Annotated in this window: 13 protein-coding genes; 5 read left to right on the forward strand and 8 right to left on the reverse strand. The window is 65.1% G+C overall.

Translation table 11 applies throughout. The features are described from left to right. Positions 1–220: 220 nt before the first annotated feature. Both AU252_RS04255 and AU252_RS04260 read right to left on the reverse strand, forming a co-directional pair. Positions 221–1,651, reverse strand: coding sequence for a PhoH family protein (locus AU252_RS04255; RefSeq protein WP_058929654.1), 1,431 nt, complete (start codon positions 1,649–1,651; stop codon positions 221–223). A 240-nt stretch (positions 1,652–1,891) separates the two neighbouring features. Continuing rightward, complete coding sequence (locus tag AU252_RS04260) at positions 1,892–2,653, reverse strand: isoprenyl transferase (RefSeq protein ID WP_058932737.1); 762 nt, start codon at positions 2,651–2,653, stop codon at positions 1,892–1,894. Positions 2,654–2,807: 154 nt separating this feature from the next. On the opposite strand from AU252_RS04260, the gene trhA reads away from it, so the two are divergent. Continuing rightward, positions 2,808–3,530 carry a PAQR family membrane homeostasis protein TrhA gene (gene trhA / locus AU252_RS04265; protein ID WP_240484314.1) on the forward strand — a complete coding sequence of 241 codons (723 nt, stop codon included), beginning with the start codon at positions 2,808–2,810 and terminating at the stop codon, positions 3,528–3,530. A gap of 38 nt (positions 3,531–3,568) precedes the next feature. On the opposite strand, the gene AU252_RS04270 is transcribed toward trhA, so the two are convergent. Together AU252_RS04270 and mca are read right to left on the reverse strand one after the other, a co-directional pair. Next, positions 3,569–3,928, reverse strand: a complete 360-nt coding sequence (locus AU252_RS04270) for a hypothetical protein (protein ID WP_058929655.1) — start codon at positions 3,926–3,928, stop codon at positions 3,569–3,571. Positions 3,929–4,042: 114 nt separating this feature from the next. Then, positions 4,043–4,948 (reverse strand): mycothiol conjugate amidase Mca, encoded by a 906-nt coding sequence (gene mca / locus AU252_RS04275; protein ID WP_058929656.1) that lies wholly within the window; start codon positions 4,946–4,948, stop codon positions 4,043–4,045. Positions 4,949–5,092: 144 nt separating this feature from the next. Here mca and AU252_RS04280 point away from each other — a divergent pair, with 144 nt between their 5' ends. Together AU252_RS04280 and greA are read left to right on the forward strand one after the other, a co-directional pair. Then, on the forward strand, positions 5,093–5,551 hold the full coding sequence (locus AU252_RS04280; protein ID WP_058929657.1) for a DUF4307 domain-containing protein: 459 nt from the start codon (positions 5,093–5,095) through the stop codon (positions 5,549–5,551). A 152-nt stretch (positions 5,552–5,703) separates the two neighbouring features. After that, positions 5,704–6,198, forward strand: coding sequence for a transcription elongation factor GreA (gene greA / locus AU252_RS04285; RefSeq protein WP_056343498.1), 495 nt, complete (start codon positions 5,704–5,706; stop codon positions 6,196–6,198). Positions 6,199–6,250: 52 nt separating this feature from the next. Here greA and AU252_RS04290 read toward each other — a convergent pair whose 3' ends face one another. Genes AU252_RS04290 through AU252_RS04305 form a run of 4 tightly spaced genes read right to left on the reverse strand, consistent with a single transcriptional unit; the run spans position 6,251 to position 10,478 of the window. Continuing rightward, entirely contained in the window at positions 6,251–6,868 is a 618-nt protein-coding gene (locus tag AU252_RS04290; RefSeq protein WP_058929658.1) for a rhomboid family intramembrane serine protease, read from the reverse strand. A gap of 8 nt (positions 6,869–6,876) precedes the next feature. Next, positions 6,877–8,115, reverse strand: coding sequence for a threonine ammonia-lyase (ilvA, locus tag AU252_RS04295; protein WP_058929659.1), 1,239 nt, complete (start codon positions 8,113–8,115; stop codon positions 6,877–6,879). A gap of 49 nt (positions 8,116–8,164) precedes the next feature. Beyond that, positions 8,165–9,478: an AI-2E family transporter gene (locus AU252_RS04300; protein ID WP_083510251.1), complete on the reverse strand. Its 1,314-nt coding sequence runs from the start codon at positions 9,476–9,478 to the stop codon at positions 8,165–8,167. 40 nt (positions 9,479–9,518) lie between these two features. Next, positions 9,519–10,478, reverse strand: a complete 960-nt coding sequence (locus tag AU252_RS04305; protein ID WP_058932740.1) for an aldose 1-epimerase family protein — start codon at positions 10,476–10,478, stop codon at positions 9,519–9,521. A 151-nt stretch (positions 10,479–10,629) separates the two neighbouring features. Here AU252_RS04305 and galT point away from each other — a divergent pair, with 151 nt between their 5' ends. Further along, positions 10,630–11,802 (forward strand): galactose-1-phosphate uridylyltransferase, encoded by a 1,173-nt coding sequence (gene galT / locus AU252_RS04310; RefSeq protein ID WP_058929660.1) that lies wholly within the window; start codon positions 10,630–10,632, stop codon positions 11,800–11,802. Positions 11,803–11,870: 68 nt separating this feature from the next. Further along, positions 11,871–13,034: a galactokinase gene (galK, locus tag AU252_RS04315; RefSeq protein WP_058932741.1), complete on the forward strand. Its 1,164-nt coding sequence runs from the start codon at positions 11,871–11,873 to the stop codon at positions 13,032–13,034. Positions 13,035–13,040: the final 6 nt, after the last annotated feature.

Here is a 13,040-nt window from a genome sequence, read left to right on the forward strand (position 1 = left end):
CGCGAAGCACTAGGGGCGGACGTGTGCGTAGGCGCGGTTCTCTTGACGAACGGCGCGCTCTAGTCGGGTTACGGACCTTCTCGTAGGAGCGCATCGCGACGCATCGGCCGCCGGAGGTCGCCCAGCGACGGAGGCGGCCCTATGCGTTGTGTCTAAGCGACGGAGAAGGGCCGTGGCCCGACGAACCGGACCACGGCCCCTCACCTAACGGAACGCAGGTCTAGATTTCGGCGCCTTCGAGGAGCTCTGTTACCAGGGCTGCTATGGGTGAGCGCTCTGAGCGGGTGAGGGTGATGTGGCCGAAGAGCGGGTGTCCTTTCAGGGTTTCGACGACGGCGGCGATTCCGTCGTGCCGGCCGACGCGCAGGTTGTCACGCTGGGCGACGTCGTGGGTGAGGACGATCTTGGAGTTCTGGCCGATGCGGCTCATCACGGTGAGGAGGACGTTCTTCTCGAGTGACTGGGCCTCGTCGACGATCACGAAGGCGTCGTGCAGGGAACGGCCGCGGATGTGGGTCAGCGGCATGACCTCGAGCATGCCGCGGTCCATAACTTCTTCCACGACTTCCTGGCTGACCAGGGCACCGAGCGTATCAAAGACCGCCTGGGCCCAGGGGTTCATCTTTTCCGACTCGGAGCCGGGCAGGTAGCCAAGTTCCTGTCCACCCACGGCGTAGAGCGGACGGAAGACGATCACCTTGCGGTGCTCACGGCGTTCCAGCACGGCTTCCAGGCCGGCACACAGGGCCAGCGCGGATTTGCCGGTGCCGGCCCGTCCGCCAACCGAAACGATTCCGACGGCGGGGTCCATCAGCATGTCGATGGCGAGCCGCTGTTCCGCCGATCGTCCGTGGAGCCCGAATACGTCCCGGTCCCCCTTGACCAGCCGCACCTGCTTGTCAGCGCCCACCCGGCCCAGGGCTGAGCCCCGGTTGGAGAGGATCACCAGCCCGGTGTTGACCGGCATTTCCGCGGCTGCGGGAATGAAGACGGGCTCGTGGCCGTACAGGGTGGAAATTTCGTCCTCACTGGCCTCGACCTCCGCGACGCCGGTCCAGCCCGAATCCTTGACCAGTTCGTTGCGGTATTCGTCCGCAGTGAGTCCCATGGCGGAGGCCTTGACCCGCATCGGGAGATCCTTCGAAACCACGGTGACGTTCCGGCCTTCATTGGCCAGGTTCTTGGCCACAGCCAGGATGCGGCTGTCGTTGTCGCCACTGCGGAAACCCAAGGGGAGCACCTCGGCGGAAATGTGGTTCAGCTCCACCAGAAGGGTGCCGCCCTCGTTTCCGATGGGGATGGGTTTGCTCAAGCCACCGTGTTTCACCCGGAGATCATCGAGCAGCCGGAGCGCCTTGCGGGCAAAGTAGCCCAGTTCGGGGTCGTGCCGTTTCCCCTCAAGTTCCGTGATGACAACGATCGGAACAATGACTTCGTGCTCGGCGAAGCGCAGCAGCGCCCGTGGATCCGAGAGCAGGACGGAGGTGTCAATGACGAACGTGCTAATGGTGGCGTCCCTTCCGGAGACAGCAAAACCGGCCGCAGATGTTTCGTCTGCTGCACCGGTTTGTGAGGTGGCTCGCGTGGCGCGAGAGGTAGCTTTCTGTCCCTGGTCAAAAACGGCTTCGGGCAGTTGTTCAGAATTAGCCACATCGACTCCAGCCCCGGGCACGCCCGGAATTGTTATTGGTGAGGCGGCTCGGCCTGGAGGCCGGGTCCGGCCTCCCATACAACCGGTGCGAAATTCGCTCCATGTACTGGCCTCCCCGATCAGCCGGCGTTTTTGCCTGCTGATGGATATAACGTAAATCCTTGCCCAGTAATTTCCGGTGCCATCCGTCGGCGATTCCTGTTGCCGGCTTGTGAATTCCGGATGAACGGACCGGCCGGATCAGGTCCCGAAGCGCCGCTGCCTGCCGGCGTAGTCCCGAAGGGCGCGGAGGAAGTCCACTTTTCGGAAGGCGGGCCACAAGGCCTCGCAGAAGTAGAACTCGCTGTACGCGCTCTGCCACATCAGGAACCCGGACAGCCGCTGCTCCCCGGAGGTTCTGATCACCAGGTCCGGATCCGGCTGGCCGCGCGTGTAGAGGAAACGGGAAATATCGTCCACGGACAGGGTGTCAGCGAGCGCCGAAATGTCAGAGCCCTTGGCGACGGCGTCGTGAAGCAGCTCCCGCACGGCGTCAACGATTTCGCGGCGTCCGCCGTAGCCCACCGCAACGTTGACATGGATCTTTTCGCGTACCGGAGTGCGGGCAGTGAGCTTGTTGAGCCGTTCCGCCAGGTAGTCGGGCAAGAGCTCGGGGGCGCCCATGGCGTTGACCGAGATGTTGGCGTCATCGTCCAGGCGGTCCAGGGTGTTGGCAATGATCCCCATCAGAAGGTCCAGCTCCTCGCTGGACCGGCTCATGTTGTCCGTGGACAGCATGTAGAGCGTGACCACCTTGACCCCAAGCTCCTGGCACCATCCGAGGAATTCATGGATCTTGTCCGCGCCGGCCTGGTGGCCCTGGCTGGTGGGTGCGTTGAACTGTTTGGCCCAGCGGCGGTTGCCATCCACCATCACGCCGATGTGATTGGGAATGCGGCCGCCGGCCAACTCGCTGAGCAGCCGCCTCTCGTAGAAGCCATAAAGGAACCCGCGCAATTCCACGAGGAGACTCACCTGACTTCCGTTGCTGTTCGACGGCATTGCACATCCTAGGCTACCGCCCGGGACCGGGACCGGCGTGACGGGACGTTCCCGGATGACCTGCCATGATTGTTACCCATGAGTAACTTATCCAAAGAGAGGATATTCTGAAGCCATGAACAGCCAGACTCCTGACGGCCCCCGCGCGCCCTCGGCGGACCACGGCCACAGCCCCTTGAACGACGCCGCCGTCCGGCTGGCCGAGCTCCTGATGATCAAGCCCAAGTGGCGCGGCTGGATCCACACCGTCACGGCTCCGTTGGCCCTGGCAGCGGGCCTCGTCCTCGTGGTCCTCGCCCCCACTACGGACCGTAAGATCACCTCGGCCATCTACGCTGCCACCGGCGTCCTGCTTTTTGGCATCAGTGCCATCTACCACCGCGGCAACTGGTCGCCGGGCGTGAAGATTGTCCTCAAACGCCTGGACCACACCAACATCATGCTGGTCATCGCCGGCAGCTATACTCCCCTGGCCTGGTCGCTGCTGGAACAGCCCAAGGCGGTCCTGCTGCTCTGGGTCATCTGGTCCGGGGCCATTCTCGGCGTCCTGTTCCGGCTGCTGTGGACGGATGCGCCGCGCTGGCTATACGTGCCCATCTACATCGCACTGGGCTGCGGGTCGCTGTTCTACCTGCCTGAGTTCTTCGCGGCCAGCGTCCCCGCCGCCGTCCTCATCTGTGTGGGCGGCGTACTGTACATCACCGGCGCCGTGTTCTACGCGCTGAAGAAACCCAACTTCAGCTACGAACACTTTGGCTTCCACGAACTCTTCCATGCCCTGACGGTCCTGGCCTTCGCAGCACATTTCACGGCGATCGCCATCGCAGTCCTCAGCTGAACTGTTGAGGCCGGTAGGAACACGGGGTCCGGCCCGCTTCAGTCGCGGGGCTGGGGCCGGTCGGCGGCCTGGCCGTGACCGTTGTCTTCGAGGCCTGCCTTGTCGCCGGACGCATCCGTGTCGCCGGCAACACCGAGGCCGTCGTGGCCGTCCGCAGCTTCAATGTCCGCGGCCTCGGCCGCTGCCTGGCGTTCCTCTTCCACCTGCGCCCGGTAGCGGACGCGGCGGATGCGGCGGACCATGTCCACAATCAGCAGCGTGGTGGCCAGCACAAAGAAAGCCGTCATGATGAAGCCCCACAGGCCCGGGGTGATTTGGTCCTCGGAGATGCCCTCACGCAGGCCAGGCGTCGGCAGCGGTGAGGGGGTGGTTGTCAGGGCGAGGAGCAAGTGGTGCACGGTTCAAACCTTCTGTGGAAACTGATGGGCAGCCGGCCGGGGATTCCGGACGCGGGTCCGCGGGACCCGGACCAGCCCACAGCTTTTCTACACGGCATAGAATATGCTGCCGCTCTATCTTAGCCCGGCGAAAAGGTCCTTTTCGGGCAATTCCGCGGGGACCCTGGACTCGATCAGCGAGTAGTCTTCCCACGGCCACACGCGGCGCTGCATCTCGGCCGACACGGCAAAGAAGAACCCCAACGGATCAACCTGCGTCCGGTGCGCGCGGAGTGCGTCGTCGCGGGCCTCAAAAAAGTCCCCGCAGTCGATCTGCGTGGTGGTGGCATGGGCACCCTGCGGCGGGGTGTGGCCTTCCGCGTCCGTTTCCAGCCACGCGGCCAGGCGCTGGGCGTACGGGGACTGCAGGCCTGCTTCTTCCAGGGCAAAATGCAGTGCGCGGAACCGGTCCGGGCTGAAGGCCCTGTCGTAATAGAGCTTGCTGGGTTCCCAGGCCGCTCCGGCATCGGGATACCTGCTGGGGTCACCCGCAGCCGCAAATGCCTCCACTGCCACGCGGTGCGCCATGATGTGGTCCGGGTGCGGGTATCCGCCGTTTTCGTCATAGCTGACGATCACCTGCGGCTTGAAGTCCCGGACCAGCCGCACCAGCGGCGCCGCGGCGCGCTCCAGCGGCTGGACGGCGAAGGATCCGGCCGGCAGCGGCGGCAGCGGATCGCCCTCGGGCAGCCCGGAGTCCGTGAATCCCAACCAGCGCTGCTTGATGCCCAGTACCTTGGCGGCCTGGTCCATTTCCAGCCGGCGCGCGCCGGCCATGTCCCGCTTGGGATGCGGCTCGCCTTCCACGGCAGGGTTCTGGATGTCTCCGCGGGATCCGTCGGTGCAGGTGGCCACCATGACTTCCACTCCGGCGGCGGCGTACATGGCCATGGTCGCGGCACCCTTGCTGGACTCGTCGTCCGGGTGCGCATGAACGGCTAGCAGCCTCAGCGTTGCCGGGGCATTGGTGGACGCTGTCATCGAGGACGGCTCCTTATTCTTCTGCGGCTGCTGTGACGGCCGCTGGACTGAAGGGACTGCATGACTGGACGGACGGGATAGCTGTGCCGGGGGTGCTGATCCGGACCGGACGGCCACGGCCTGGAACCGAACTAAACTGGACTGGTGACTACCCAGGATCAGCCCGCCGTGTCCCCGCCTGCAGACACTAGCCTAGCCAATCGTTATGGCAGTAAAAAGCAGCCCCTCCCGCGTGCGGTCAAACGTGGCATTGCCGTAGCGGCGCTGGCGGCCGGAGTGGGGTTTATGGCCTGGGTCTCCACGTCCTCAGCCGGCTCTGACGTAACGTTCAAGGACATCGGTTTCACCACCATCGATGCCACGGCGGCCGAGGTTGATTTCCAGGTCACCAGGGAACCGGGGACGGCCGTCAAGTGCGCCGTCAAGGCCCTCGACTCCAAGTTCGCCGTGGTGGGCTGGAAAGTAGTGGACATCCCGCCCGGGGAAGCTGACGGAACGGCCGACGGCGGCAGGACAGTTTCGCAGCGCGTGACACTCCGGACGGAGTCCCTGTCCGTTTCCGGTGTAGTGGACGACTGCTGGATTCCGGGTGCCGGTACGTAGCGCCGTGTGATCTATGCCCCATCCCGGGTTGGGTATGTCCAGAGTTTTGACTACAATGGGTCAATACCTTTACCCCGCTGAGCTGGTTGCTGAGTTCCATAAGTGGCCACCGTTGCGGGGTCTTTTGCATGTACGACCATTAGGAGAAGTCCGTGTCTACCACCAACAGCGCGCCTGCAGCCTGGCTCACCCAGGAAGCTTTTGACCGCCTGAAGGCAGAGCTGGACCACCTTTCCGGCCCTGGCCGTGCGGAGATTGTCCAGAAGATTGAAGCTGCCCGGCAGGAGGGCGACCTGAAGGAAAATGGCGGCTACCATGCGGCCAAAGAAGAGCAGGGCAAGATCGAAGCCCGGATCCGCCAGCTGACGGCCCTTCTGCGCGATGCCCACGTGGGCGAGTCCCCCGCTGACGACGGCATTGTGGAGCCCGGCATGCTCGTTGTTGCCCGGATCGCAGGCGACGAAGAGACATTCCTGCTGGGGTCCCGCGAAATCGCCGGCGATTCAGACCTGGACGTGTTCAGTGAGAAGTCACCCCTCGGCGCCGCAATCGTCGGCCACAAAGAGGGCGCGAAGCTCAGCTACACGGCTCCGAACGGCAAGGACATCACGGTGGAAATCCTCTCCGCCAAGCCTTACGCAGGCTGACGCTTCACACTGATCGTTCAGGCCAACCAAGCCTGGCCAACGCCGGTCCCCGTCAGGGGGCCGGCGTTCTTGCGTGCTTGGGGCGCAGCAACAGGGCAGCGACAACTCCGCCTGCCGCTCCGCCGAGGTGCGCCTGCCAGGAGATGTAGCTGCCCATGATGGGCAGCACCCCCAGCAGGATGCCGCCATAGACCATAAACAGCACCACGGCGAGCAGAATCTGGCGCCAGCTGTGGTTGAAGAAACCCCGCACCAGGAGGAAGGCGAACAATCCGAAAACCAGGCCGGAGGCGCCAATGGTGATGCCGCCGTCGCCAATCAGCCACACTGTCAGTCCTGAGCCCAGCCAGCTGAACCCGAGGGCCGTCAGGAACACCCTCACTCCGGAGAGGAACACCAGGAAGCCGAAGACGATCAGGGGAAGGGCATTGGACAGCAGGTGGTTCAGATTGGCGTGCAGCAGCGGGAACGTCAGGATGTCCAGAAGCCCGTCCGCGGACCGGGGCCTGAGCCCGAAAGTCCGGTTCAGGGCATGCAGGGTCAGCATGTTGATCAGTTCGATCACAAAGAGCACGGCCACAAAGCCGCCGGCCACCAACAGCCCGCCTTTCGCCCGCGAGGCTGTGGTTTCCCGGTTCCGCGGCTTTCCGTCCCCCGTCGCGTCAAGCATGGCTGCTCCTAATGCACCACAATGGGCTGGAAACCCTCGGCACGAAGGGCGCCGAGGACCTGCTCGCAATGTTCGTGGCCCTTGGTTTCGAGGTTCACGGTGATGGAAACGTCGCCCATGCTGATGGAGCCGCCAACACGGGTGTGGTCCAGGCCCGTGACGTTCGCATCGTTTTCGGCGATGATGCGGGCGATGGTGGCCAGCGAACCGGGCCGGTCATCCAGCATCATCCGGACGGTCATGTAGCGCCCGGCGGCGGACAGGCCCCGCTGGATGACTTTGAGCATCAACATCGGATCGATGTTGCCGCCGGACAGGATCACGGCCGTGGTGCCGGGGTTTTCGATCTTGCCGTCCATCAAGGCGGCAACCCCCACGGCTCCGGCGGGTTCCACCACCATCTTGGCCCGTTCCAGCAGGAAGATCAGGGCCCGCGCCAGGGAATCCTCGCTGACGGTGACAACATCGTCCACGAGCTCACGGATGATGCTGAAGGGCAGCTGTCCGGGCCGGCCCACGGCGATGCCGTCAGCCATCGTGGACACCTTCTTCAGCGGAACCAGGGCGTCGGCGGCGAGGGACGGCGGATAGGCCGCGGCGTTTTCGGCCTGGACACCGATGATGCGGATTTCCCGCCCAAGTTCCCTGGCCCGGGCCTTGATGGCTACAGCGACGCCGGCCAGCAGCCCGCCGCCACCCACACCCATCAGGACGGTGTCCACATTGGGGATCTGCTCGAGAATTTCCAGGCCGACGGTTCCCTGGCCGGACACCACATCAACATTGTCGAAAGGGTGCACAAAGACCATGCCGGACTCATCGGCGTAGCGCTGCGCCTCGGCGAGGGCCTCATCCACGTTGTGGCCGTGGAGGATCACCTCCGCACCGTGGCTGCGCGTGGCCGCCAGTTTCGGGAGGGCTACGCCCAGCGGCATGTAGATGCGGGCCTTGATGCCCAGGCTTTTGGCGGCTACGGCCACGCCCTGTGCGTGGTTTCCGGCTGACGCGGCCACAACACCGCGTTTCTTATCCTCAGCCGAGAGCTTGGCCATGCGCACATAGGCACCGCGGACCTTGAACGATCCGGCCCGCTGCAGGTTTTCGCACTTGAAGAAGACGTCGCCGCCAACCATCCTGCCCAGGGCCCGTGACGATTCCACCGGGGTCCGCATAATAATCCCCTCGAGCAGCCTCTGCGCCTCCAGGACATCGTCCAGCGTGACGGGAAGGGTTTCAAGGGTGTTCACGGACTTATTCTCCTTGGGTGGATACGGCTCCGGCGCCTTGGCTCATGTTTCAGGCCTGGGCGTCCGGATTGGCTGCTTCTGTGCTGGCTGCGGCGTCCTTGCCGCGCTTGGGCTTGAAGCCCGGCAACCGGACGTCCCTGATGGAGTCATCATGGTCCGGGCCTGGCGTCACCGGCCCTCCGGGGGTTGCCAGCACCTGTTCATGTTCCCACGTTCTGGCCGCGATGTAGCGAATTGCGGAGTTTGCTACGGCGAGGATGGGGACTGAGAACAGCGCGCCGGGGATGCCCGCAAGGTACGAACCCGCCGCCACAGAGAGGATGACCGCCACCGGGTGCAGGGCCACGGCCTTGCCCATCACGAGGGGTTGCAGGATGTGGCTCTCCAGCTGCTGGACCAGCAGGACGATAGCCAGCATGATCAGGGCGTTGACCGGCCCGTTGGCCACCAGGGCCAGGAGTACGGCGATGGCCCCGGTCACCAGGGCACCGACTACCGGGATAAAGGAACCGATGAACACAAGCACGCTCAGGGGCAGGGCCAGCGGCACCCCGATGATGGCCGCGCCGGCGCCGATGCCTACCGCGTCAACAAACGCAACAAACATCTGGATCCGTGCGTAGCTGACCATGGAAGCCCAGCCCTTGCGTCCGGCACCGAACGTTGCCGCACGCGCTTTCTTCGGGAGGAGGCGGACCAGGAAGGCCCAGATCCTGTCGCCTTCGAGCAGGAAGAAGATCAGGATGAACAGGGCCAGCACCATTCCCGCGGCGAAGTGGCCCGCGGTGCTGCCGAACGACAACGCACCGCTGAGGATGCTGCTGCTGTTGTTCTGGAGTGCGGCGGACGCTTCCTTGAGGTACTGGTCGATCTGGTCGGCGGTGAGGTGCAGGGGTCCTTCGGCCAGCCAGTCCTGGATCTGCTTCACGCCCGTCAGCGCCTGGGACCACAATTCGCCGAAACCTGAAGCCAGCTGGCGTCCCACCAGGGCAAGGGCGCCAGCAATCACACCGATGAACCCCAGCACCGTGATGGCCACCGCGGCGCCGTTTGGCAGGCGCCTGCTCCGCAGCCAGCGCACTACCGGGCTCAGCAGCCCGGCCAGCAGTGCGGCCACCATAACGGGGATAATCAGGAAGCTGATCCGGCTGAGCAGCCAAATCAGGGCGCTGGCCACAAGAAGGATGAGACCGATCCGCCAGGCCCACGACGCAGCGATCCGGATACCGTAGGGAATGTCCTGCTCAAGCTCCCGGTCCGCGCGCACCCGGGCCGGGCGGACAGTTTCCACCGGCCGGACCGTATCCGGCGCCGTGCCTGTGGGCTTTGCATCGGATGGGGTGGCGTCCTCGGCTGGCGTCATAGCCTAATACTTCCTCAGCACCGCCCCTTATGCGAAACGGCTACCCGGCCCCGCCCAGGACAGCATCGATCCCCCAGGCCATCGTGAACGTTTCCCCGGCCGAAAGCCACCGCAGCCCGTCACCCGAGTTGAAGGCGTTGGCCGGACCGGTCATGGGTTCGATGGCCACCGCCCTGGGCCTGCCGGGCAGCTCAGTTGTCACAAAGATGTGGACGTAGCCGCAGGATTCGTCCTGCCATAACGTGACACTGCGGCCGTCAGGTGCGCTGAGCACATGGCGGGCCGCACCGCCGTCGAACGTCAGGTCAGTGAGGGCTACATCGATCTCAAGGTCCCCCACTCTTTGGCCGCTGCGGAAGTCACTGTCCCCGCTGACGGGCTCCGAGCTCCGCGGGATCAGGCGCCGGTCCGCCACCAGGCGGATGCCGGCGGCGACGGTCAGGGTGAGCTGGTCCACGTCCGCGTCGCCCAGCCGCAGGTATGGGTGGGCGCCCAGGACGAACGGCGCTGGCGCGTTGGAATCGTTGATCAGCGTCTGGCGGACTTCCAGGCCAAGGTCCTCAGCGAGAAGGTACTGGACCCGGTGGCGCACGAGGAAGGGGTAGCCATGCTGCGGGAAGACCGTCGCCTCGAGGGTCACGGAATATTGCGATTCATCAACCAGGCTGTAGGCGGAGTTGCGGAGCAGTCCATGACTGGCGTTGTTCCGGGAAACCTCCGTGATGTCCAGCTGCTGCTTCTTACCGTCCAGGTACCAGACCCCGTCCTCCACCCTGTTTGCCCAGGGGGCGAGGGTGATCCCGGCGGCGCCGGGGGAAATCTCGGCGTCCCCATAGGTCTCGGTGAGCTGGACACCGGCGCGGCTGTAAAGCCGCAGGCCGGCCGCCAACTCAGTCACAACTGCGAACGCGTCACCCCTGCGGAGTTCGTACTGCCGGCCGGTGGCGTAGGTCTGGAATCCGGCGGGAATGCTCGCGTCCGGGGTTGCGCTCGAAGTCATGAGCACCACCGTAACAGGGGGCAAGGACTGCCTGCCATCACCGCGAAATGTTCTCTTTTGTGTGAAACTATTCTTTTTTGAGCGAAATATGGGATGATCGAGGCAACGGACACCCGACACCTCCGGCACCAGCACGCAAAGGACCCCCGCCATGACAGGTATCACCACCACCACGCTCGCCGATGGCCGGGAGCTGATTTATTTCGACGACGGCGCCACCGCCAAGTCCCGCACGGCGGCCACCACCACCGATCACCGGCCCTTGCCCGAGCGCGGCGAGCCTGGCGAAGTACGCTTCGATGCCCTCACCGACGAGTGGGTGGCCGTCGCGGCGCACCGGCAGTCCCGCACCCACCTCCCGCCTGCGGACCAGTGCCCCATCTGCCCCACCACACCGAACAACCCCTCCGAAATCCCCGCGCCCGACTACGACGTTGTGGTGTTTGAAAACCGCTTCCCGTCGCTGGGCCCGGCAGTGGGCCCAGTGCCGTCCACTCCGGCCTGGGGCACCACCGGACCCGCGTACGGACGCTGCGAAGTAGTGGCGTTCACTCCCGAGCACACGGGATCGTTCAGTGGCCTGGGTGAGGCCCGCGCCCGGACTGTGGTTGAGGCGTGGGCGCACCGCACCGAAGTCCTCAGCAAACTGCCGGGGATCAAACAGGTGTTCCCGTTCGAAAACCGCGGGGCCGACATCGGCGTCACCCTCCACCACCCGCACGGCCAGATCTATGCATACCCTTACGTCACGCCCCGGGCAGGGGTCATCGGAGCGGTCGCACGCAAGTTCTATGATGGGTCCGACGGGCGGCAGACGCTCACGGGCTCGCTGCTGCGGGCGGAACGCGAGGACGGGAGCCGAATGGTGATGGAGGGCGAGAATTTCAGCGCCTACGTACCGTTCGCATCCCGCTGGCCGCTGGAAATCCATTTGGTGCCGCACCGGCAGGTACCCGACCTGGCCGCCTTGAGCGGTGAGGAAAAGGATGAACTGGCCCATGTCTACCTTGACCTGCTCAAACGGCTCGATGCCCTGTATCCGACGCCGACGCCCTACATTTCCGCCTGGCACCAGGCCCCTCTTGACGACCTCCTCCGCCCCGCCAGCTACCTGCACCTCCAGCTGACGTCGCCCCGCCGGGCAGCGGACAAGCTCAAGTTCCTGGCCGGCTCCGAAGCCGCCATGGGCGCCTTTATCAATGACACCACCCCGGAAAGCGTGGCGGAACGGCTCCGTGCCGTGGTGGTTCCGGAGTCCAGCCCCGTCCCTGCAGCAACCGCCCCTGCTGCTCTGGGGGCCCTGCCTGAAGGAGTACACGCGTGAGCGCCTCCCCTGACCCGTTGACTGTCCCAGGCCCGCTGACCAGCCCGACGGAACCCGGCACGGCGGACGTGGGCACAGCGCAGCCCGGCACGGCGGACCTGGCCGCCCGCTTTGAGCAGGAATTCGGCAGGCTGCCCGACGGCGTCTGGCAGGCACCGGGACGCGTAAACCTCATCGGCGAGCACACCGACTACAACGAGGGTTTTGTGCTCCCGTTCGCGATCGACAAGACCGCCCGGGTGGCTGTCGGAGTCCGTCCGGACTCCACGGTCAGGCTCCTGTCCACTTACGGCGACCACGGCATGGTCACCGCCGACCTCGGCTCTTTGGACGCGGCTTCCGCCAAGGGCTGGACGAAGTATCCGCTCGGAGTGATGTGGGCGTTGCAGCAGCAGGGCATCGCCGTTCCGGGGGTGGACCTGCTGCTCGATTCCAACGTCCCCCTGGGCGCCGGCCTGTCCTCATCGCACGCCATCGAATGCGCGGTCATCTCAGCCCTGAATGACCTGACGGGAGCGGGGCTTGAACCCGAGGAGATGGTCCTCGCCACCCAGCGCGCCGAGAACGACTTTGTCGGCGCGCCGACGGGCATCATGGACCAGTCAGCGTCGCTGCGCGGATCCAAGGGGCACGCAGTCTTCCTGGACTGCCGCGATCAGAGCGTTCAGCTGGTTCCCTTCGAAACAGAACCTGCAGGGCTGGTGATGCTGGTGATCGATACCAACGTCTCCCACTCCCATGCCGACGGCGGGTATGCGTCCCGTCGCGCGTCCTGCGAACTGGGCGCCGAGGTCCTGGGCGTCAAGGCACTGCGTGACGTCCGGATGGAGGACCTGGAAGAAGCCGCCGGCCTCCTGGACGAGGTCACCTACCGGCGCGTGCGCCATATCGTGACCGAAAACGACCGCGTGCTGCAGACCGTGGAGCTGCTGGCCAGTGCGGGCCCCGGTTCCATCGGCGCGCTGCTGGACGCCAGTCACGTTTCCATGCGGGACGACTTTGAAATCTCCTGCCCGGAACTGGATCTGGCGGTGGCCACCTCCCGCGCCAACGGCGCAATCGGCGCCCGGATGACCGGCGGTGGCTTCGGCGGTGCCGCCATCGCGCTCACCCCGGTGACGTCGGAGCAGCAGGTGCGCGCCGCCGTCGTGCGTGCCTTCGAAGAAGCCGGCTACACGGCCCCTGACATCTTCACGGTGACCCCGGCAGCGGGAGCCATGCGCATTTCGTAGCGCTGA

It is taken from the genome of Pseudarthrobacter sulfonivorans, from assembly GCF_001484605.1.
Lineage (GTDB): Bacteria > Actinomycetota > Actinomycetes > Actinomycetales > Micrococcaceae > Arthrobacter > Arthrobacter sulfonivorans_A.

Excerpts from the sequence above, each read along its gene's own strand:
- galT (WP_058929660.1), top strand. The coding sequence starts at position 10,630 with ATGACAGGTATCACCACCACCACGCTCGCCGATGGCCGGGAGCTGATT.
- AU252_RS04290 (WP_058929658.1), bottom strand. The coding sequence starts at position 6,868 with ATGCTTGACGCGACGGGGGACGGAAAGCCGCGGAACCGGGAAACCACA.
- mca (WP_058929656.1), bottom strand. The coding sequence starts at position 4,948 with ATGACAGCGTCCACCAATGCCCCGGCAACGCTGAGGCTGCTAGCCGTT.
- AU252_RS04305 (WP_058932740.1), bottom strand. The coding sequence starts at position 10,478 with ATGACTTCGAGCGCAACCCCGGACGCGAGCATTCCCGCCGGATTCCAG.
- AU252_RS04300 (WP_083510251.1), bottom strand. The coding sequence starts at position 9,478 with ATGACGCCAGCCGAGGACGCCACCCCATCCGATGCAAAGCCCACAGGC.
- trhA (WP_240484314.1), top strand. The coding sequence starts at position 2,808 with ATGAACAGCCAGACTCCTGACGGCCCCCGCGCGCCCTCGGCGGACCAC.